The following is a 20,318-nucleotide window of genomic DNA, read 5'->3' on the forward strand; positions in this document are numbered from 1 at the left end:
CAACAACTGATCGTGCCATGAAGATTGTCGTAATCGACGACGATCCCACCGGTTCTCAGACGGTGCACAGTTGCCCGCTGCTGTTGCGTTGGGATCAAGCCGCACTGCGTAAGGGATTAGCGCATCCCTCGCCCTTGGTGTTTGTGTTGGCGAACACGCGGGCGCTCACGCCTGAGGCCGCGGCAACCCGCAACCGCGAGATTGTGGGCGCTCTGGTGCTGGCCATGGCCGCTGAAGGCCTTCAGGAGCATGAGCTTCTGCTGGTGAGCCGCGGTGATTCCACCTTGCGTGGTCATGGCGTGCTCGAACCCCAGGTGCTGGCGCAGGCCTGGGAGGAGCACTTCGCTGCGGTGGATGCCACCTTGCATGTGCCTGCATTCTTGGAAGGGGGGCGCACCACCGTGAATGGGGTGCATCTGCTTCATGGAGAGCCGGTGCACACCACAGCGTTTGCCCGAGATCGCCTGTTTGGTTACAGCACCAGTGATCTGGCGGAGTGGCTCGAGGAAAAGAGCGCTGGCCAGATCGCTGCAGAAGCAGTGCTGCGAATCCCGCTGGCGTTGCTGGAAGCAGGGCGTTCGGAGGATCTCTTGGCTTGTCTTAAGGCGCTAAATGCCAACAGATCGGTTGTCGTCGATGCAACCCATCCCGAGCAGCTGCTGGCATTGGGAGTCGCAATTCGCAGGCTGCAGGGGCGCAAGCGCTTCTTGTTTCGTTCCGCCGCAAGCCTTCTCAACGGCCTGGTGGATTCCGGTCCATCGCCCTTGGGACCCCAACCCCTGGATGCCGATGGCCTGGCGGGCTTGCGTCGCCGGGATCCCTTTGGTCAGCCACTCCCTGGTTTGGTGGTAGTGGGCTCTCATGTGGCCTTGGCGGATCAACAGTTGAAATCTCTGCTGGCCAACGAGCGTTGCCGCGGCATTGAGCTGCCGGTGGCTCGCATCGCCCGGGTGCTGGAGGGGGGATCTCCGGATTTGCTTCTGCCGGATCTGGAGGCTGAATGGCGATCGCAGCTGGAGCTTGCGCTGGAGGAAGGGCTCACTCCGGTGTTGTTTTCGAGCCGTGGGGAGTTGGTGTTTGGAGCTGGTGCGGCTGCTGCTGCGCGGCGGCTGCGCTTTGGGATCGATCTGGCATCCCTGATGGCCCGTTTGCTGGCCGGCGTGGCACCGCGGCTTGGCTATCTGATCAGCAAAGGAGGGATCACTACCGGCACCCTGTTGGTGGAGGGGCTTGGCCTTGAGGCTGTGCAGTTGGAGGGGCAGCTCTTGCCAGGCTTGTCGCTGGTGCGGTCCATTCCTGCCTTGGAACAGGATCTTCGCGAGCTGGAGCCCAGCGATCCCCTGCCGGTGATCACCTTTCCAGGCAACCTTGGAGAGCCAGACACCCTTACCGAGGCTTGGCGTTGGCTCGAAGGGCTTTAGGCCTTGCTGTGCGTTTGGCTGAATGGCCCCACACCAGCGGAGCGGGCGAGCAGTTCCATGGGGTGCTCAACCTTGGGGCCGTCTTGGCTGAGATAACGCCTTAGTTGCAGGCTGCAACCGATGTTGGCGCTGGCCACAATCTCGGCTCCGGTGCTGCTGAGGTCGTCGGCCTTGAGTTGGCCGAGTGCTGCGGCCTCATCCGGTTGCACCAGGTTGTAGATGCCGGCACTCCCGCAACACACACCAGCTTCCGTGGCTTCTTTGAGCTGGAGTTTGGGAATGGCGCGCAGCAAGTCCCTCGGCTGGGCTGCAATCCCCTGGCCATGGATCATGTGGCATGCGTCGTGAAAGGCCACCGTGCAGGGAAGTGGTGTGAGCGCTTGTCGAAACGACTCTGAAAGCCCCTGATGCGCGAGAAATTCATGCACGTCCAAGACCGGCGCAGTGAAGTTGCCTTCGCTATCGAGAAGCTCCCCATAGGCCTTCATGGTGTGCCCGCAACCTGAGGCGGCCACCAGCACGGCATCTAGGGCCTCCGCTGAAAAGCTCTGTACCAAGGCGCTGGCCAGCGCGTGGGTTTGTTGGAGTTGGCCTTGGTGATGGCTCACCGCCCCGCAGCAGCCTTGATGGGCTGGAATCACCACCTCGAAGCCATTGGCCTGCAAAACGGCAACAGTGGCCTCATTCACCCCTGGATCAAAGCAACGTTGGACGCACCCCAGCACCAAGCCCACCCGTCCCCGTTGCTTGCCGTGGGCCGGATTCACCCGCGGGAAACGATCGGTAAAGCCTTCAGGAGGCAAGGGAGGCAAGAGCGCTTCCATCGCTGCCAGTTGTGGACCCAGCAGCCGTAACAGGCCTGTTTTGCGTGTGAAACGCTGCAGTCCGGTGCCGGCATAGGCGCGCAAGGGCTGCAGCAGAGCACGCAAGCGGTTGGGGTAGGGCAGCACCATCAGCAGCAGCTGCCGGAAACTGGTTTGCCAACTGCTCCGAAACTCCGGTTGGTTGAGTTTGGGGCGGGTCGCCTCGATGAGCTGGTCGTAGCGCACGCCGGATGGACAGGCGGTCACGCAGGCGAAGCAGCCCAAGCAGCTGTCGAAATGGCTGGCCACTGTGGCATCAAGCTCCAGCTCTCCAGCCTCGATCGCTTTGAGCGTGTGGATGCGCCCGCGCGGGGAATCCATCTCCGTGCCAAGCACCCGGTAACTGGCGCAGGTGGGCAAGCAAAATCCGCAGTGAACGCAGGGGTCGCTTGGATCGACAAAAGCCATAAGCCGATTCTGGCCTGAATCGGCCTTTTGGTGTTCAGAAGCGTTCGATGATGGCGTCTGCAAAGCCACTACAGCTCACGGGATCCACTTTGGGTTCCATCAGTCGGGCGAGGTCATAGGTGACCTGCTTGTCCTTGATAGCGGCGCTGAGGCCCTTGGTGATCAGGTCGGCCGCGTCCTGCCATCCGAGGAATTCCAGCATCATCACGCCACTCAGGATCACGGAACCGGGGTTGATTCGATCCAGTCCTGCGTGCTTGGGGGCGGTGCCATGGGTGGCCTCGAAGATGGCAGACGTTTCGCCGATGTTGGCTCCAGGGGCCATGCCCAGGCCTCCCACCATCGCGGCAGCGGCATCGGAGATGTAGTCGCCATTGAGGTTGAGGGTGGCCAGGATCGAATACTCCTGAGGGCGGGTTTGAATCTGCTGGAAGATGCTGTCGGCGATGCGGTCATCCACAAGCACCATGCTTTTCCATTTTCCGTAGCCGTGGCTTTCGCCAATCGCTGCAAGCACCTCCCGCACTTCCGAATCGAGCATCTCTTTTTTCTCAGGCGTGAGGCTGTCGTAGCCGGGCTCAATCATGCGCGCATTGTCCTGGGCGCTGAGCGAGTGATCCCGATCGAGATTGTCGAGAATCCAACTCTCACGTTCGGTGATGCAAACATCGCGGAATTCAGTGGTCGCTAGCTCGTAGCCCCAGTCACGGAAGGCGCCTTCCGTGAATTTCATGATGTTGCCTTTGTGCACCAGCGTGACGTGACGCTTATTCCCTTCCAAGCGCAGCGCGTGTTGGATGGCTTTGCGGATGTGGCGCTGGCTGCCGTGCTTGCTCACCGGCTTGATTCCGATGCCAGATCCTTCAGGGATTTGCCGTTTGCCGAGCTTGCCGTTGGCGGGGATGACCACTTCATTGAGATGCTTGCGCAGCTCTTGGCCGATCGGATCTTCGGCTTCCCACTCAATCCCCATGTAGATGTCTTCCGTGTTTTCCCGGTAGACGATCACGTCAAGGTCTTGGGGGCGCTTGTGGGGACTGGGGGTGCCTTCGTAGTAGCTGCAGGGCCGGACACAGCAGTAGAGATCGAAAATTTGTCGCAGGGCGACATTCAGCGAGCGGATTCCGCCACCCACTGGCGTGGTGAGGGGACCTTTGATGGCCACGCCGAAGCTGCGGATCGCTTCGAGGGTGTCTTCAGGAAGATATTGATAAGTGCCGTAAAGGTCGCAGGCTTCATCACCGGCATAGACCTTGAACCACTCGATCGCTTTCTCGCCTTTGTAGGCCTGAGCTACAGCTGCATCAAGCACCTTCTGGGTGGCGGGCCAGATGTCCACTCCGGTGCCGTCGCCGCGAATGAAAGGAATGATCGGATCGTTCGCAACTACGGGTTGGCCGTTTTCGAAGCGGATAGGGGTGCCCTTAATCGGGGCGGTGAGCTTCTCAAACTGAGCCATGGAGGGGTCGCTGCCTGGCGGCATTTTGGATTTGGCGAGCTTATGACTCGGGGGGTGCTGCTTAAGGTTCCCCGTAAGCCTCCACGCACGATCGATGGTGAAACCTCAAGGTGTCTGGGTTGTGGCCGCTTGTTTCAATGAACGGGCGGTGATCACCTCGTTCATCGAGAGAGTGCTCGCCGTACCAGGAGTGGAGCGGTTGGTGTTGATCGACGATGGCTCCAGCGACGACACCATGACTTAGATGGCGAAAGCCCTGGTAACCCTTCACCCTGGGGCCAGCGGCGATGAACCCAGTGAATGCGGCGGCGGCGGTCCATAGCGTGGCCTTGGCCCAGGCCTTGGCCTCCAGTGTCACGCTGGTGCGGAGACAATTTCCTGCGGCTCAGCCGAATTTGAGCCCCTGGCGTGATGACTCTTGCACCCGCCATTGGGACGAGGCCACAACCTTGGATTTGGCCTTCGATTTCCCAGGATGGAGCCCGCGGCTGCAGTGCCGCAGCTTGTTGCTGCAATTACGACTCAACTCGGACACGGAGGGAATGGCCTCGTCTTCTCCATATCTCCTAGGCGTAGTCATGCGTGGAATGACCTTTGATGGCGAACGCTGGCGTTTGGCAACGTTGGGCGATTGGTTGCCTGCTGGCCCCCATCTACCCCAACCGGATCAGGTGGAGCAGCTGCAATTGATCTGTCGTGAGTTGTTTGAAGTGTTCGAAAAGGGTGTGCCCAATCGCACCAGTTCTTAACCCTTCGCAACCGATCAGAGCCATCTTCGCCAACTGAATTTAAGGTCGTTAAATCGCTTCGTCTTTCACTCGTATGTCCGTCGCTCTGGCAACCCAGCTCCGGGAAGGGACGAAAAAGTCACACACCATGGCCGAGAACACCGGCTTCGTGAGCTGCTTCTTGAAGGGTGTGGTGGACAAGCTGAGCTATCGCAAGTTGGTGGCCGATCTCTTCTTTGTCTATGAAGCCATGGAAGAGGAGATGCATCGGCTCAAGGATCACCCCGTGTTGGCCCCGATTGCCTTTGAGCAGCTCGATCGCGTCACAGCCCTCGAGGAAGACCTCGCTTTCTATTTCGGCGCTGAGTGGCGTCAACAGATCGAAGCCTCTCCTGCGGCAACGGAGTACGTCGCACGGATTCGCGAGGTGGCTCAGACGGCTCCTGAGTTGCTGGTGGGGCATCACTACACCCGCTACCTCGGCGATCTCTCTGGCGGGCAGATCCTCAAGAACATTGCTCAGAAGGCGATGAATAACCCCACCGATGATGGACTGCACTTTTATGTGTTTCCTGAAATCGCGGACGAAAAAGCTTTCAAGACCACCTATCGCTCCGCGATGGATGCCTTGCCCATCGACCAGCCCATGGCAGATCGCATCGTCGAAGAGGCCAACCAGGCTTTCCACCTGAACATGAAAATGTTCCAGGAGCTTGAAGGTAATCTTGTTGCTGCCATCGGAAAGGTGCTGTTTGGCTTCCTTACTCGTCGTCAGCGGACAGGGAGTACAGAGTCGGTAGCTGCTTGATGGTAGACCCGGAGTTTTCTCCAGGAGCTTTTAAATCCATCCGAGTTCTTGTTCCTGGAACAAGAACTCGTTTTCGTTGTGGTGGATTAAATATTGCGATTCAGACTGCACGTGTGCTTGCAAATATTCTTCCTTCAGAGGTGGTTACATATATAGAGCGTGAAGATAATCATCTTTTTTTGGATGATCTTTTGGCTCAAGAGTCGCCTTCTGACTCAGTTCTATGGTTAGTTAGTTGGGGCTTTCATGTCCCAAAACTTCTGCGACGCCTGCAGGGACGCTTAGTTGTTTATCAAGCTCATAGCAGTGGTTATGGGTTTAATGTGCCACTGGGCATCCCAATAATTGCAGTAAGCCGAAATACTTTGGGATATTGGGGCGATCGTGCTCCAAGAAATCCATTGTTTTTTGTGCCCAACCCACTTGAGTCGCAGTGGCTTGAAAAGGGTTGTCGTGCTGCCACTACGAAGGAAGACGGAGCGGCTCGTCCAATTGATGTGTTGGTACAGAAGCGTAAAAGCAGTCCCTATGTGCTGAAGCAATTAGTGCCAGCTTTGCGGGCTAGGGGTTTATCAGTGGAAGTGCAGAGCGGTTGGGTCGATGACTTAGTGGATTTATTCAACAGAAGTAGTGTTTATCTCTATGACTCGGCCGAGTATTGGCGTGGCAAGGGGCTCACCGAAGGATTTGGCCTCCCACCATTGGAAGCAATGGCCTGCGGATGTGTTGTTTTTAGCAGCGTGAATCATGCATTGGCTGACACATTGATGCCAGGTCTAACTGCCCATCAGTTGGGTTGCGGCAGCTTGAGTTTTGATGTCAATAGGATTATTGCTGCTGCGGAGCGTCCTGATCAATGGCTAGGTAGTGAAGATGTTGTTAGACAATTATTAGATGCTAGCACTGAGAAGTTTTGCATTTCTCGTTGGGCGTATGTGCTGAATCAGTTAGAGCAGGGCTTTCCATTTTGGAAAGACGGAAAGCCCTTATTGGCTAGTTCACCCACAGTTTTCCTTCGTTTGAGAGCTTTGGTACAGCGGTTTCGTCAGCTTTTTTTAAGATGAAGTTGGCAAGACGTTTACTGGTCCAATCAGTTCACTGGCTGTCTTAGATTTTTTAAATGGTGACCTTTGAGTTATAGATTTGAATTAATTTCAGATGAAGTGTGAACGGCTACCGAAAAAGCCAATCAATTCATGAGTCTTTGAGACTGCTGAGCTTTTTGCCTCGTCAGCGAATTATTTCGTTGCGTTGGCTTTTGGCTTTTTCTTTCATTCCAGGTTTTCTGGATTTTTTCTCCATTGCAGTTGTTGGTCGTCTTACCGGTACGCTCGTGGGTGGTCAACTAAGTAATCTACTCCCGGGGATTCGTGTTTTTGGTGCTTCTCAACTAGAGCAATCCTTATGGTTGATGGCTCTCTTTGTGCTAATTATTTGGGTTCAGTCGCTTACAAGGATCTGTTTAAGAGTTTTTCAAGAGCGAACAGCTAGTTCTATTTGGCTTGATTTGTCCCAAAAGATTTTTGCAGGAATTATTGATCAGCAGTATGAGTTCCATATTACTAATAATCTATCGCGCCTATCTTCTGATCTTTTGCTCAGCCTTGAGTGCCTCCTTAAAGAGATTGTCACACCTGTTCTAAGAGCTTTTAGCAGCATAGTCTCTATAGTCATTCTGACTTTAGGTATAGTTTATATAGGAAGAAGTACGGCAATAGGCCTTATTATTGTAATGGTGTCAGGCTATATCTCCATGTCTTGGCTAATGACTCCAAGGCTAAGGATAGCCTCTGCTCAAAAACTCAGATCCAGAGATGCTTACACTAAGACTTTCTTCGAGACTTTTAAATCAATTAAGGATATTAAACTTTCTTCTAAGCAAGGTTTTTTCACCAGAAGATTTGTAAAAGCTACTTTGGAATTTAAAAGGGCTGATACTCAATCATTAGTACTGCCAGAAATCCCCCGAATGCTTATTGAGGCTCTTGGCATTACTACGATCTTTGTGATCGGAATTCTTCCTGCTGTTTTATCTAAAGACCCTGATAAGATATTGCAAACATTGCCTTTTTTGGCAACATTGTCTGTTGGTGCTCTGCGTTTATCAAAGCCATTGCAAGACTTATTTACTGCTATTTCCAAGCTTAGAGGCGGTCTCCCACAATTGCAATCTATAAATGATCTACTCGATCTTGATCAGGCCTCAGATTTTGAATATATTACCGACTATTCAATATCTAACGATGGGATCGCCCCAAAAAGATCAATTTCTTTAATAAATGTTTCTTACTCGTATCCTGCCTCTGAGCAAGTAGTTTTAAATGATTTAAATTTATCGATTCCTGTAGGATCTCGTGTGGCATTTGTTGGTCCAACTGGAAGTGGTAAAAGCACTGCTGCTTCTATTTTGCTTGCATTGTTATCACCGTCTAAAGGCTCTTTAATGATTGATGGCTTGCCTTTGGAATCTTTTCATGTTCAATCTTGGCACCAATGTTGCTCTGAGGTCCCACAAAATATTCAATTACTTGACGACTCAGTATTTGCAAATGTTGCTTTTGGTTATGAGGAACATCAAATAAATTTTGATCTGGTTTGGGATTCTTTGAAATCTGCACAGCTTCTTGATCTTATTGACGAATTGCCATACGGCTTATATACTCAAATCGGAGAAAATGGTATTAATTTGTCGGGTGGTCAAAGACAGAGAATAGCATTAGCAAGAGCTTTTTACAGGAGATCTAAATTTCTAGTTCTAGATGAAGCTACTAGTGCTCTAGACAATAAAACTGAATCTGACGTAATCCAATCACTCGAAATAATTGGTAGAAGATGTACCACTGTGGTTATTGCCCATAGGCTTTCTACTGTTCAGAGATGTGACATGATTTATGAATTTTCTTGTGGCAGGATTATAGCGAGTGGTTCCTTTGAGACATTGCGCGAAAAATCTAAGTCTTTTAATCGTCTTGTTCAATATGAGTTCACTAAATCAGCCGAAGATTTTTGATGAAAAATATTGTCCTTTTATCAACAGCTGAATGGGATAACCCATTTTGGACTAATAAGCAGCACACTGCATGCAGCTTAGCAGATTTAGATTGCCGAATATTGTATATTGAATCACTTGGCCTTAGAAGGCCAAGTATTCATCCTAGAGATTGGCATAGGTTAATTAAACGCTTCACTAAAGCATTTTCTTTGCCTAAAAAAATTAATTCAAACCTATGGGTTTGGTCCCCCCTTGTCATTCCTGCGCCAACAACTTGGCATACTAAGCTATTAAACAGAATTGTCTTTTCAGTATCCCTATATCTTGTTATGATGATTTTAGGGTTTAATGATTCCATATTATGGACCTATAATCCCCTTACCAAGAACTATGTTAGCATTAAGCATTTCTCTTCAACAATTTACCATTGTGTCGATAATATTTCTGCCCAGCCTGGCATGAATGCCCGCCTGATTAATGCTGAAGAGAAAAAGCTTTGTAACGATGTAGATCATGTGTTCGTTACCTCTTCAACCTTATATCGCTCTCTAAAAAGATGGACAAAAAATATTACGTATATGCCAAATGTAGTAGATTTTAAGCACTTTAGTAAGGCTAGGAGTAGGCGTCCAGCTCCCAACGAATATATAGATATACCCGAGCCTAGGTTGCTTTTTGTCGGGGCTATTAGTTCTTATAAAGTAGACTTAGGCATGATTCGTGAAATTGCCTTGATGATGCCAAGCTGGTCGATAGTTTTAATTGGACTGGTTGGAGAGGGAGATCCAGCCACGAATATTAAAGAAATAGATGATTTATCAAATATCTACCTTTTAGGTCCCAAGCCATACCAGGATTTGCCTATTTATATGTCTCATTCGCAAGTGGGTCTTTTACCTTGTTTGTTGAATAAGTATACAGAATCTATGTTTCCAATGAAATTTTTTGAGTATTTAGCAGCAGGACTTCCTGTAGTTTCGACACAGCTAGCAGCATTGAATAGTTTTAAAGATTGCTTTTTGACAGGAAAAAATTCCTTTGAGTTTGTAGTACATATTAAATCCATTCTAGATGGCCGGTCAACTATTAACCCAGATCATGCCAGTTCTATAGCGTCTAAGTACACTTATGAAATGAGATCTGTCGCTATGCTTAGGATAATTGACCGAGTTTTGGATAAATCAATGAGGAGATGAGAACATTAAAGCCTCTAATATCAGTAATTATTCCTGTATTTAACAAGGCAAGTTTTCTTCCTTTTGCCTTAGATAGTGTTAGGAAGCAAACCTTTAGAGACTTTGAGGTTATTGTTGTTGATGATGCTTCAACAGATAATTCTATCGAATGCCTTCCTCAATTCTCATCTCTTGATATTCTATTGTTACGACGAGCCCGCCCAGGACCAGGAGGCTATGCGGCTAGAAATTTAGCGGTGACGCATGCAAAAGGTTCATGGATATCTTTTCTCGATGCAGATGACTTGTGGATGCCCAATCATCTTTCTGTAGTTGTGGAGTCTATCTTTATGGACCAAGGTGTTACGTTTATCTGTACTGGGTTTCTTGAGAAAAAGTACAATTCTGTTAAGAGAATAGTTCATTATCGTGATACCTTGTTTTCTGCATCAACTTTCTTAGGCCTTTATTCAAAGTCCGATATAATTCATACTAATTCAATGACCATTCGCCGGGATGATTTTCTGAAGACTGGTGGTTTCCCCGAAAAAAATGTAAAGCGAGGTGGTGATCACATGCTGTGGTTAAAATTAGTATTGTTGGGCAATCCTATTTTATTGCTGTCTACTATAACCACTTGCTATCAAACTGAGCATAGCGGTGTTGTTTCTAATCCTCAGTTTATGCAAGATGAACATCCTGTTGTGTATGTGGTAAGAATGGCCTTGTCTGGAGAATTATTAATTCCTGATACTTGGGGGAGAGTAGAAAAGATTCATTTGAAAAACTTTGCAAACCGTAAGACATTGCTTTGGATGGCTCAAAAAAAGAGGTCTGGAATCTTATTGTGGACCGATTATAAGTTGCCTTTTCCCTTTGTATCGTCGCCATTAAATATATTAAGGTGGTTTGTGATTGTTTTATCCCCTGGAATAGTTCTAAAGGTTCTTACGAGATGCAAGGGTTTTCTGACGTCATGTGCAAAAAAGTTAAATTGATATCTTTAATACTGGTTTGAAACCAAAAATAGTAAAGACCTCGCCAAGAAAATAAATTAAATAATATATTTGGCCAATTATTATTGCTCCTGGTATGAAAATCAAGGGTAAGTCTACTGATCTATGACGCAGGGTAATTTTTGCGAAAGATTTTACACTATTTTCGAATAGTCTATATATAGAATAGCCAATGTGCCGCTGACAAGGTTTATTTCGCAAAAGACGATCTCTTCCTTGTGCAAGCGCTCTTAGAATAAAATGACTTCCAAATTGCGGTGGAGGATGTGCAACAAAAGCATTTTCGCAGAGATAAATGTCTATTCCATCTTTTCGTAGACTTTCCCCTAAGGCTAAACAACCACCTCGCGATACCTGATCATTCTTTCCGAAATAGTATTGCAAGAAAAGATTTTTCTTAAAGGCTACATTGTTTGCAAAGAAGTGATTAGTTGTTCTTCTTGGCCTGGAAAGATGGTAGTTTTTGGTTGGAAAAAACCAAAACAATGCGAATGCTTTTGTATATAAATTATGATGATCTATGTATGCTTTCCCGCAGCTTGCTTGAATTCTTGGATTTCTAAACGAATCTGTAAGATTTTTTAGCCAGTCTTTATCCGGAAGTACATCACTGTCAACAAAGATGATAACTTCACTCTTGGCGTGGCGTGCTGCTTCGTCTTTGAGTTGATAGTAGTGGAGTCCTGTATTTACAATTAATTTCCATTCAATATTTTCATTTAGTTCTTTTGGTCTCTCTTTCAACTCGGGCTGATCTGTATTGGCACTAACAATTATTTCACAAAAATTTTTTAATAAATTGGCTTGAGCGATCACTCTTGATAGCATTTTATACGCTCTTGATTCCCCTGAAAGGAGAACATTCTCCCATTCGATCAGGATAGAAAAGGATGTATTGCTAATACCTTCTATTTCTAGCGTCATTTTGTATTCACCTTGTATCTGTTCATTCTCACCCCTCTGCTATCGTTTATTCGAGCTCTATGTGCACTTGTGGAGATGTCTTTCGCGAATTCCCCACTTTTGAGATTGCAGTTTGTTGTCTTTGTTGCGTTGGGCTTGTTCGGGCAAGTCCTGTTCTCTGTGATCGCGCATTTTTTGGATTTTGATAATCGTGTTTGTATGCTGCTTTACCGTGGAGGCTACTTATGCTTATGTTCTTATATTGTCGTCTATTCCTTTAAGGAAAGTAATAAAATATTTCTTAGGCCTTTCCCTATTAGCTTGTTCTTCTTCTGGTTTTATTATTTTATGCGGCTAGTTTGGGACTCTTCGGTGGCTAATGTTGACCTCATGTTGCCTATCTGGGAGTTTTTTGCATGGGGGTTTGGAAGTTGTTTCCTTCCTTCTTTGACTGCTTTTGTTTTGTCAGGAAGGGTCATACGCCAATCAAACTCTGCCTTTCTCGGTATTGCGGGAGCATTCATGTTGGGCACTGCTTCAATTCTGTTTTTTTTGATTAATGGATTCGAGCGAGTTCGCTTTATGCTCCCCAATCTTAATCCAATTAATGTATCTCAATCTTTCATGCTTCTTTCCTTGATTGGGTTGTCTTCTGTGTTTTGGGGCTCTCGTTCAAATCGGAGGATCCGTGCACTCTCTTTTGCTGTTTTCTTTTTAGCCTTGATGATGGGAGCTTATGCTGGCTCAAGGGGCGCAATGCTATCTTTTGCCGCCTCATGCATAGTCCTTATTTTTCTTTATTTCCAATCAAGCTTCACCTTTAAACGTCGTAAGTTTTTTGCTGTCGCAGGTGTGTTATTTGCAAGTTTCTTCTTGTTTATTACTTTTGTTCTGCCCTCGTTTTTCGAACGTATAAATACTTCAGGCTTCGATGCTAATTCCATTATAAGGATGATGGCTTTTAAGGAGAGTTTTGATGCATTTTTAGGTCACCCGTTGTTCGGTGCCGGTTTTCGTCTCCATTTAACTTTACAAGAAAATATTTATTCTGGCTTTTCTGTTTGGTTCCCTCATAACTTGATCGCAGAGAGTTTGGGCCTTGGTGGCATGTTGCTCTCAGTAACGCTCTGTTGTTGTTTAGTCCTTGCTTTCCGAAATGCTTATGCCTTAAGCAAATCGCTTGAATTTGAGTCTTGGCGTCTTTCCATCTTAGTGGCGTCTTTTGGATTTGTTCTTTTTTCTGGCCATCTCTCAAATATTCCGTTGTTTTGGATTGCGATGGGGATAGCAGCTTCTCCTAGTGATATTTCTGCTCAAAAGTCATGATTGTTATTTTGCAATTTAGCTGCCGATGAGCAACCTTCTCGTAATCATATGTTTTGTACAGAAGTGCATTCTGTTTTTGATTGTCCATCTAGTATTTTGATGTCTAAGGGAATTAGTGATTGTGGCTTCTACTACTTTTAATGCCTTGCTGAAGAATTACTCCTAAATAGTCTCTTTTGATTGATCATTGCGTCAAGCGATGGACTTATGCTGATTTGTCTGTTCGTATCGCATAGGCGCACGTTCGTTTGCAGCTTGCATGTTCATCACCTCAGGCCCTCATCATTGTCAGCCCCCCATAGAATTGTTTGATGAGTTTTCTCTCAGGCCTCAACGACGCCCAGAAGCGAGCGGTTGACCATCATGAAGGCCCTCTTCTGGTGGTTGCTGGAGCGGGGAGTGGCAAGACCCGAGCGCTGACCCATCGGATTGCCCATCTCATTGGTGAGCATGGGGCCGATCCGGCCCAAATCTTGGCGGTGACGTTTACCAATAAGGCCGCCCGTGAGATGAAAGAGCGGTTGGAAATGCTTTTGGCGCAACGGTTAGCCCAGAGTCAATTCGGTCAACCCTGGAGCACGCTCCCTCCGGTGGAGCAGCGACAGTTGCGTACGCGGATTTATCGCGAGGTCACGAAAGAATTGTGGATTGGCACCTTCCATGCCTTGTTCGCACGGCTGTTGCGCTTCGATATCGATAAATTTAAGGATCCTGAAGGCCTCACCTGGACGAAGCAATTCTCCATTTATGACGAGGCGGATGCTCAGAGTTTGGTGAAGGAGATTGTGACCCAAGAGTTGCAGCTTGATCCAAAACGCTTTGAGCCCAAAAAAGTGCGCTGGGCGATTAGTAATGCCAAAAATCAAGGTTGGTCACCCGACGATTTAGAAGCCAACGCCGAGGGGCAGCGGGGCAAGCTCAGCGCCGATGTGTACAGGCGCTATCGCAAGGCTCTGGCTGCCAATAATGCCCTGGATTTTGATGACCTTCTGCTCCTTCCTGTGCAGTTGCTTCAGCAGAATGAGCAAGTGCGTGGTTATTGGTATCGCCGGTTCCGACACGTGCTTGTCGATGAATATCAAGACACCAATCGCACCCAGTATGAGTTAATCAAGCTGTTGGTGACGGATGGCAAAGAGCCGCAACAAGTGGATGATTGGTCAGGTCGATCGGTGTTTGTGGTGGGTGATGCTGACCAAAGCATCTACAGCTTTCGTGCTGCAGATTTCACGATTTTGATGGGTTTTCAGGACGACTTTGGTGACAAAGCTCCTGATGATGTCACCCGCACGATGGTGAAGTTGGAGGAGAATTATCGCTCCACCGCCACCATTTTAGAAGCTGCCAATGCCCTGATTTCGAATAACAGCGAGCGGATCGAGAAGGTGCTGCGACCCACGCGTGGTGAGGGTGAATTGATCTCACTCACCCGCTGCGATGACGAAATCGCCGAAGCGGAAGCGGTGGTCCATCGCATGCGGATGATGGAGGCGGCCAATCCAGACCTCAGCTGGAAGGATATGGCTGTGCTGTATCGCACCAACGCCCAGTCTCGAGCAATTGAAGAATCCTTGGTGCGCTGGCGTATTCCCTATGTGGTAGTTGGCGGGCTGCGTTTCTACGACCGTCGTGAAATCAAAGACCTGTTGGGTTACTTGCGTCTTTTGATCAACCCCGCCGATACCGTCAGCTTGCTGCGGGTGATCAACGTGCCCAAGCGTGGCATTGGTAAAACCACCATTCAGCGCTTAACCGACGCTGCAAATCAGTTGGGGATTCCGCTTTGGGACGTGGTGAGCGATCCCGAGGCGGTGCGTTCCCTGGGCGGTCGTTCCGCAAGGGGGCTACTTCAGTTCTGTGAATTGATCAACAGCCTGAAGGAGCGCATTCATGCTGCGACCCCATCGGAACTGATCCAAGAGGTGATGGAGAAGAGCGGCTATGTCAGCGAGTTGATCGCTGATGGCTCCGATGAGGCCGAAGAGCGTCGCCGCAACCTCCAGGAGCTGGTGAATGCGGGTCTTCAATATCAGGAAGAAAATGATGAGGGTGACCTAGAGGGTTTTCTGGCCTCCGCCGCGCTCGCCAGTGATGCCGATAGCAAAGACACGGCGGCAGACAGGGTCACCTTGATGACCTTGCACAGCAGCAAGGGACTCGAATTTCCTGTGGTTTGCCTGGTTGGACTGGAGCAGGGATTGTTCCCCAGCTATCGCTCCCTCGATGATCCAGCGTCGCTGGAGGAAGAGCGCCGACTTTGCTACGTCGGCATCACCCGTGCCAAAGAGCGATTATTCATCTCTCACGCCAGTGAAAGGCGCTTGTGGGGGGGGATGCGCGAGCCGGCGATGCCCAGTGTGTTTCTTTCCGAATTGCCGGAAGGTCTTGTTCAGGGCGATGTGCCTCGAAGCGGAGGAGCGGCGCTGCGGCGTGAGCAGCGCCTGGAGCGCCTTACCCGCGTTGACCGCAATGACTCACAACGGGTGGCCTCCGGTGGAGCATCCGGAGCGCCAGCTAATGCCGTGCGTCGCCGCCAGGCCGGACCAGCCCCAGGAAAAAGCTGGAGTGTGGGCGATCAGGTGGTCCATGCCAGCTTCGGGGTCGGGGAGATCACCCACACGTTTGGTAGTGGCGAAAAGGTGTCGATTGCCGTGAAATTTGCGGGCATGGGCCCCAAAATTCTCGACCCGCGCTTGGCCCCCATTGAGCCTGCTGGAGGCTGAGCGGGTGGAACATCCAGGCCTTCCATCCCAGCTTTTGCCGGCGCTTCAGGCCATCGCATCAGCGGCTGGAGTGTCGCGCTTAGCCCTTGTGGGTGGTGCTGTCCGTGATGCCTTGCTGCATGATCAGCACTGCGATCCATGGCGAGACCTGCCGGATTTGGATTTGGTACTGGAAGGCTCGGCCTCCGAGTTGGCGGCAGCGCTGGAGCGGCACTACGGAGACCAGCGGGTGGAGGATGTTCGCATCCACGCTGCCTACGGCACCGCTGAGCTGTCCTTCGATGGCGTCCTGCTCGATCTCGCTGGGGCGCGGCAAGAGCATTACCCAGCTCCGGGCGAAAACCCTGTGGTGGAGAGCGGCTCTTTGGAGCGAGATCTGCAGCGCCGGGATTTCACGGTGAACGCGATGGCCTTGGAGCTGTCGCTCTCCGGCGATGGTGAGCCATGGCTCTTGGATCCGCACGGCGGCCAGGACCATCTGGCGCGCCGTGAACTTGCCTTCTTGCACGGCTCCAGCGTGGCCGATGACCCCACGCGCGTGGTGCGTGCCTGCCGTTATGCCGCTCGATTGGCATTCGTTTTGGCACCAGAAGCGCAGCAGCAGATCAACCAGACGCTCGAGGCCTGGCCTTGGGCATGGACCCACGGCGATCCGCCGGCTGCCTCTCCCCCTGCTCTCGCCACGCGTCTCCGGATGGAATTAGAGCTCCTATTTGAACGGGAGCCATGGCCTGAGGCTCTTCTTGCTCTTCAGTCCTGGGGAGCTTTGATGCTGCTGGACCCCGCCCTGCAGGCTGATTCCCGCCTGGTTCGCAGTTTGATTCAGGCCCAGCGGTTGCATCTTCCATTGCTGCTAGCGCTCGTGGCTGGAGCCGATGATCCGCTGGAGTTGGCGGCTCGGCTGCAGTTGCCGCAGCAACAGCAGCGCTGGTTGCAGCAGATGCAGGAGCTCAGCGCTTGGCTGGAAGTCAACGCGTTTGAGGACGCCTTGGCTGGCTGGACGGCGGAGGAGTGGTGTGATGCCTTGGAGCAGCAAGCCTGGGGTGCGGAAGCGGTGGCGTTGCTGGTGAGTCAGAACCCGCCGCAGAGAAGACCGTTGTTGCGCTGGTGGGGGCGCTGGCGCCATTGCCCATCTCCCCTAACCGCTAAAGATCTGCTGGCCCAGGGCTGGCAGCCAGGTCCAGATCTAGGGGCTGAATTGCAGCGCTTGCGCAGGCAGAGTCTGCGCGCAATGCGCTGACCACACCAATGTGATGCCACTCCGTGTCGTGGGCTTGTAGCAACGCGTCCGCCATCGCTCCGGAACAGCTCAGCATTAGAGGTCCGCAGGTTTGGGGATCCACCAGCAGTTCGAGCATTGCCTGGTGATCCTCGGGAGTGCAGCCGCTGCTTGCACGAGCAAGGATCACCTTTGCGGGTTTGCCTTGAGTGGGATCGAGCAACGACCAGGCCCTGCGGTTGGCTGGCGCCAAGCTGCTCGCGTACTGGCCTTTCAAGAGCTTCAAGGCTCCCGGCAAGGCGGGAATTGCCGAGCCATCGAGCACCACTTGTAGGTTTTGGCTGCTGGCCTGGAGCATTTCACTGAGATGGCCAAGCAGGCCAAAACCAGTCACATCGGTGCAGCTTGGTAGAGCCTCGGCTTCAAGGCTGATCAGCTCCTGTAGCTGCTGAACGATGGGGTGCTGGCTCGTCCCCATCTGAGCCAAGGCATGGTCGAGATCCTCGGGTTGGGCGGCACCGGCCATGGCCGCGGCAAACAGGACTCCAGTTCCGAGTGGGCGGGAGAGCAGCAGCTGATCTCCCGGCTGCAAGCCTCCTTTGCTCCAGGGGTGAGCGGGCCGTTTGCCATTCACACTCAGGCTCACTTGCAGCCCGAGTGACAGAGGAGTGGGAGCATCTGCGCGAGCCTCCAAGGTGTGGCCGCCGATGAGCTGCGCCCCCTGTGGTTCGAAGGCGGAACGAAGTCCCGAAAGGGTTTGGCTCAGCAGCTCCTGTTGCAGCGCGGCTGCTGTTTTGGGCAAGGTGATCACGGCCATGGCTGAATCCACGCTGGTGCCACAAGCCCAAAGATCAGAGCTGGCATGCAAGGCGGTGAGCCGGCCATTGAGCCATGGATCATTGATCAAGGCCGGGAAGCCGTCCACACTTTGCAGCCAGTCGTTGCCAAGGCTGGCGGCGTCTTCCGGTGAGCTGCCGAGCGATTTCAGGCCAGCCGCTTCCAGTGCTGCTTCCAGCGGGGCGGCAGGGAGCTTGGCCGCGCAGCCGCGGCAATCCATTGCTCTGGAGCCCATAGCCGGACCCTGATCAAACCGTGCCATGAACCGGCGGTCGATGCGCTGTTTCCAGCGCCAAATCCAGGGGTGGGGACCGATCTTGATCCCGCCCCACAGAGCCCAAGCTTGTGGGTAGCCCTTTGGATGCACACCACCCAGTAGCTGCAGGGCAAGACGTTGAGGGTGCCAGTGGCGTAAGGGATCACCTTCGCTCCAGGCCCGGAGATTGTGGGCCAAGGTGGCGGTAGCGCGAACGGCCCACACGCCAGATGGCGGGCGGGGTTGGTCGTCTACGACCGCGCAGTCCCCGGCCGCAAAAATTGCTGGATGCCCAAGCACTTGAAGGCTGGAATGAGTCCGCACCCGTCCGCTCTCTCGGCAACAGGGCAAGCCGCTGGAGCTCAGCCACTCAGGGGCTTGGCTGCCCGTGCAGCGCAGCCCTGGACCTGATGGGTTGAGTGCAGTATTCGGTAGCGCTTCAATGCTTACTTGGCTGAGGCTTGAGAGCAGCTGGCTCGGTACTGTTTCGGGCCGATGAAGCAGTTGCAGCCTTCGTTTGGGCCAGCGCTTCCGCAACGCCAAGGCCACCTCCATGGCCGCCAGGCCGCTGCCAAGCAGTTGGAAGGGAGTGGAGTTCGGGCCCTGGTTCTCATCCAACGTTTCCAGTGCTAGTTCCAGGGGCCTGATCGCCTGCAAAGAGCCTGGCAATGTGATCCCGCCCACGTTGATGCTCAGTTGGCTGAAGCTCAGGGGAGGTCTGTCCCGTATCTTCAGCTGCTGTTGCATCACGTCCAAACCGGTGATCTCGGCGATCACCAGCGAAACGCCGGCCCGATCGCACAGGCGGCGGAGGTCAATGGCGACGTCAGAGCGTTTGTAGTGGCCGGCGATCAGGCCGGGAATCATCCCGGAATACAGCGTTGAGCTCTGCCGATTCACCAACGTGATCAATCCAGCTGGTCGCCGTTGCGGATGCATGCACCAATCGAGAAGCACCAGGGCGTGGCTGTGCCCACCTCCGGCCAACACGAGATGGTGAGCGCTCGTCAGAGGCATGCCTCTCCATAGCCATTGGGATTGTCCTGTTGCCAAGCCCAGCCATCACGGCAGATGTCTGTGAGCGAGCGTTGAGTCCGCCAATGGAGCTGTTGGGCTGCCAGGGTTGGATTGGCCACAGTGATCGCGGCATCGCCAGGACGCCGGGGCGCGATGCGATGGGGGATTGCTCGCTGGCTTGTGGCTTCCATGGCCTTCACTACATCCAGCACGCTTGCTCCCTGCCCGCTCCCCAGGTTGAGGGTGAGCAATTGGGGATCAGAATTGAGAAGGGAGTGGAGCGCTTCTCGGTGACCTTCGGCGAGGTCCATCACGTGGATGTAGTCGCGAACTCCGGTTCCATCCGGCGTCGGCCAGTCATCACCAAACACGGTGAGTTCGGGCCGGCGGCCAACGGCCACCTGAGTGATGAAAGGGAACAGATTGTTGGGGATGCCATTGGGGTCTTCCCCAATCCGGCCACTGGGATGGGCGCCTACGGGATTGAAGTAGCGCAACCGGGCAATGCGCCAGCCTCCGCTGCTGGCTTGGATCGGTTCAGGTTTGCCACTGCAGCCGGCCAGATCGGCGAGCAGCGCTTCTGCAGCGTGTTTGCTGGCGCCATAGGGATTGATCGGCTGGATCGGAGCTGTTTCCGGAATAGGTATTTGATTTGGGTGTGGGTAGCCGTAGAGGGTGGCGCTACTGCTAAAAACGATGGTGCGGCAATGGTGAAAGTTCATCGCCGTGAGCAGTCGCTGCGTACCAACAACGTTCACATCCCAATAGCGCAAAGGCTGTTGCACGGATTCGCCTACAGCCTTGAGTCCAGCGAAATGGATCACCGCTTCGATGGGTTGGCCGAAAGCTTTGGCACTTGTAAAGAGTGCATCCAGGCACTGGGTGTCCCTGATGTCTCCCTCCACCAGGGTGAACGCTTCCAGTGTTGCTTTCAGGGTTGGTTGATCCCGCTGCAAGGGAACGCCTGCGAGTTCGGCGACGCGTTCCAGGGAGATCGCTGAGCTGTTGCTGAAATCGTCAAGCACCAGCAGTTGATGACCCGCTTCCAGCAGCACGAGGCAGGTATGGCTGCCAAGGAAGCCGGCTCCGCCCGTAATCAGCAGCTGGGCCATTGATCCATCCCTATACCCAAGCATTCTGAGGGGGATAGGGCCGATTCAGGTTGTG

At 52.1% G+C, this 20,318-nt stretch carries 15 protein-coding genes and 1 pseudogene; 11 read left to right on the plus strand and 5 right to left on the minus strand.

Annotated features, from left to right (window positions below; translation table 11 throughout):
• Positions 1 to 17: 17 nt before the first annotated feature.
• The gene (locus SynPROS91_RS01085) at positions 18 to 1,421 is read left to right on the plus strand and encodes a four-carbon acid sugar kinase family protein (RefSeq protein ID WP_186517677.1); all 1,404 of its coding nucleotides are present in this window, start codon (positions 18 to 20) and stop codon (positions 1,419 to 1,421) included.
• Here the strand turns inward: SynPROS91_RS01085 and SynPROS91_RS01090 are convergent.
• Positions 1,418 to 2,692 carry a (Fe-S)-binding protein gene (locus SynPROS91_RS01090; protein WP_186517679.1) on the minus strand — a complete coding sequence of 425 codons (1,275 nt, stop codon included), beginning with the start codon at positions 2,690 to 2,692 and terminating at the stop codon, positions 1,418 to 1,420. The two genes, SynPROS91_RS01085 and SynPROS91_RS01090, sit on opposite strands and share 4 nt — an antisense overlap.
• Positions 2,693 to 2,726: 34 nt before the next feature.
• On the minus strand, positions 2,727 to 4,151 hold the full coding sequence (locus SynPROS91_RS01095; protein ID WP_186517681.1) for an NADP-dependent isocitrate dehydrogenase: 1,425 nt from the start codon (positions 4,149 to 4,151) through the stop codon (positions 2,727 to 2,729).
• Between the two features lie 94 nt (positions 4,152 to 4,245).
• On the opposite strand from SynPROS91_RS01095, the pseudogene SynPROS91_RS01100 reads away from it, so the two are divergent.
• The 7 genes and pseudogenes from SynPROS91_RS01100 to SynPROS91_RS01130 all read left to right on the plus strand — a co-directional run.
• Positions 4,246 to 4,389, plus strand: a pseudogene (locus SynPROS91_RS01100) (glycosyltransferase); the annotation flags it as partial.
• A gap of 49 nt (positions 4,390 to 4,438) precedes the next feature.
• A complete protein-coding gene (locus tag SynPROS91_RS01105) occupies positions 4,439 to 4,900 on the plus strand; it encodes a hypothetical protein (RefSeq protein WP_186517683.1) in 462 nt (153 codons plus the stop codon).
• Positions 4,901 to 4,973: 73 nt separating this feature from the next.
• Positions 4,974 to 5,687, plus strand: coding sequence for a heme oxygenase (biliverdin-producing) (locus SynPROS91_RS01110; protein WP_186517685.1), 714 nt, complete (start codon positions 4,974 to 4,976; stop codon positions 5,685 to 5,687).
• Positions 5,687 to 6,751 carry a glycosyltransferase gene (locus SynPROS91_RS01115; protein ID WP_186517686.1) on the plus strand — a complete coding sequence of 355 codons (1,065 nt, stop codon included), beginning with the start codon at positions 5,687 to 5,689 and terminating at the stop codon, positions 6,749 to 6,751. Before SynPROS91_RS01110 ends, SynPROS91_RS01115 begins: the two co-directional genes overlap by 1 nt.
• A 158-nt stretch (positions 6,752 to 6,909) precedes the next feature.
• On the plus strand, positions 6,910 to 8,697 hold the full coding sequence (locus SynPROS91_RS01120; RefSeq protein WP_186517688.1) for an ABC transporter ATP-binding protein: 1,788 nt from the start codon (positions 6,910 to 6,912) through the stop codon (positions 8,695 to 8,697).
• Positions 8,697 to 9,875, plus strand: a complete 1,179-nt coding sequence (locus SynPROS91_RS01125; RefSeq protein ID WP_186517690.1) for a glycosyltransferase — start codon at positions 8,697 to 8,699, stop codon at positions 9,873 to 9,875. Before SynPROS91_RS01120 ends, SynPROS91_RS01125 begins: the two co-directional genes overlap by 1 nt.
• On the plus strand, positions 9,872 to 10,852 hold the full coding sequence (locus SynPROS91_RS01130; protein WP_186517692.1) for a glycosyltransferase family A protein: 981 nt from the start codon (positions 9,872 to 9,874) through the stop codon (positions 10,850 to 10,852). Before SynPROS91_RS01125 ends, SynPROS91_RS01130 begins: the two co-directional genes overlap by 4 nt.
• Here SynPROS91_RS01130 and SynPROS91_RS01135 read toward each other — a convergent pair.
• Entirely contained in the window at positions 10,844 to 11,794 is a 951-nt protein-coding gene (locus tag SynPROS91_RS01135) for a glycosyltransferase family 2 protein (RefSeq protein ID WP_186517694.1), read from the minus strand. The genes SynPROS91_RS01130 and SynPROS91_RS01135 overlap by 9 nt on opposite strands.
• Before the next feature lie 75 nt (positions 11,795 to 11,869).
• On the opposite strand from SynPROS91_RS01135, the gene SynPROS91_RS01140 reads away from it, so the two are divergent.
• The 3 genes from SynPROS91_RS01140 (at position 11,870) to SynPROS91_RS01150 (ending at position 17,062) form a co-directional block, all read left to right on the plus strand.
• Complete coding sequence (locus SynPROS91_RS01140) at positions 11,870 to 13,099, plus strand: O-antigen ligase (protein WP_186517696.1); 1,230 nt, start codon at positions 11,870 to 11,872, stop codon at positions 13,097 to 13,099.
• Between the two features lie 311 nt (positions 13,100 to 13,410).
• Entirely contained in the window at positions 13,411 to 15,822 is a 2,412-nt protein-coding gene (locus SynPROS91_RS01145; protein ID WP_186517698.1) for a UvrD-helicase domain-containing protein, read from the plus strand.
• Positions 15,809 to 17,062 carry a CCA tRNA nucleotidyltransferase gene (locus SynPROS91_RS01150; RefSeq protein ID WP_255439969.1) on the plus strand — a complete coding sequence of 418 codons (1,254 nt, stop codon included), beginning with the start codon at positions 15,809 to 15,811 and terminating at the stop codon, positions 17,060 to 17,062. Before SynPROS91_RS01145 ends, SynPROS91_RS01150 begins: the two co-directional genes overlap by 14 nt.
• Here SynPROS91_RS01150 and selD read toward each other — a convergent pair.
• Entirely contained in the window at positions 16,968 to 19,151 is a 2,184-nt protein-coding gene (gene selD / locus SynPROS91_RS01155) for a selenide, water dikinase SelD (protein ID WP_186517700.1), read from the minus strand. The genes SynPROS91_RS01150 and selD overlap by 95 nt on opposite strands.
• Positions 19,142 to 20,263, minus strand: coding sequence for a UDP-glucose 4-epimerase GalE (gene galE / locus SynPROS91_RS01160; protein WP_186517702.1), 1,122 nt, complete (start codon positions 20,261 to 20,263; stop codon positions 19,142 to 19,144). The genes selD and galE overlap by 10 nt, the downstream gene beginning before the upstream one ends.
• Positions 20,264 to 20,318 lie beyond the last annotated feature (55 nt).

Source organism: Synechococcus sp. PROS-9-1 (genome assembly GCF_014279775.1).
In the GTDB taxonomy this organism is placed as follows: domain Bacteria; phylum Cyanobacteriota; class Cyanobacteriia; order PCC-6307; family Cyanobiaceae; genus Synechococcus_C.

What these genes read in the sequence shown, in the direction of transcription:
- SynPROS91_RS01110 (WP_186517685.1), top strand. Translation starts at nt 4,974, where the DNA reads ATGTCCGTCGCTCTGGCAACCCAGCTCCGGGAAGGGACGAAAAAGTCA.
- SynPROS91_RS01085 (WP_186517677.1), top strand. Translation starts at nt 18, where the DNA reads ATGAAGATTGTCGTAATCGACGACGATCCCACCGGTTCTCAGACGGTG.
- selD (WP_186517700.1), bottom strand. Translation starts at nt 19,151, where the DNA reads ATGCCTCTGACGAGCGCTCACCATCTCGTGTTGGCCGGAGGTGGGCAC.
- SynPROS91_RS01130 (WP_186517692.1), top strand. Translation starts at nt 9,872, where the DNA reads ATGAGAACATTAAAGCCTCTAATATCAGTAATTATTCCTGTATTTAAC.
- SynPROS91_RS01090 (WP_186517679.1), bottom strand. Translation starts at nt 2,692, where the DNA reads ATGGCTTTTGTCGATCCAAGCGACCCCTGCGTTCACTGCGGATTTTGC.
- SynPROS91_RS01135 (WP_186517694.1), bottom strand. Translation starts at nt 11,794, where the DNA reads ATGACGCTAGAAATAGAAGGTATTAGCAATACATCCTTTTCTATCCTG.
- SynPROS91_RS01145 (WP_186517698.1), top strand. Translation starts at nt 13,411, where the DNA reads ATGAGTTTTCTCTCAGGCCTCAACGACGCCCAGAAGCGAGCGGTTGAC.
- SynPROS91_RS01105 (WP_186517683.1), top strand. Translation starts at nt 4,439, where the DNA reads ATGAACCCAGTGAATGCGGCGGCGGCGGTCCATAGCGTGGCCTTGGCC.
- galE (WP_186517702.1), bottom strand. Translation starts at nt 20,263, where the DNA reads ATGGCCCAGCTGCTGATTACGGGCGGAGCCGGCTTCCTTGGCAGCCAT.
- SynPROS91_RS01095 (WP_186517681.1), bottom strand. Translation starts at nt 4,151, where the DNA reads ATGGCTCAGTTTGAGAAGCTCACCGCCCCGATTAAGGGCACCCCTATC.
- SynPROS91_RS01125 (WP_186517690.1), top strand. Translation starts at nt 8,697, where the DNA reads ATGAAAAATATTGTCCTTTTATCAACAGCTGAATGGGATAACCCATTT.
- SynPROS91_RS01140 (WP_186517696.1), top strand. Translation starts at nt 11,870, where the DNA reads ATGTCTTTCGCGAATTCCCCACTTTTGAGATTGCAGTTTGTTGTCTTT.
- SynPROS91_RS01115 (WP_186517686.1), top strand. Translation starts at nt 5,687, where the DNA reads ATGGTAGACCCGGAGTTTTCTCCAGGAGCTTTTAAATCCATCCGAGTT.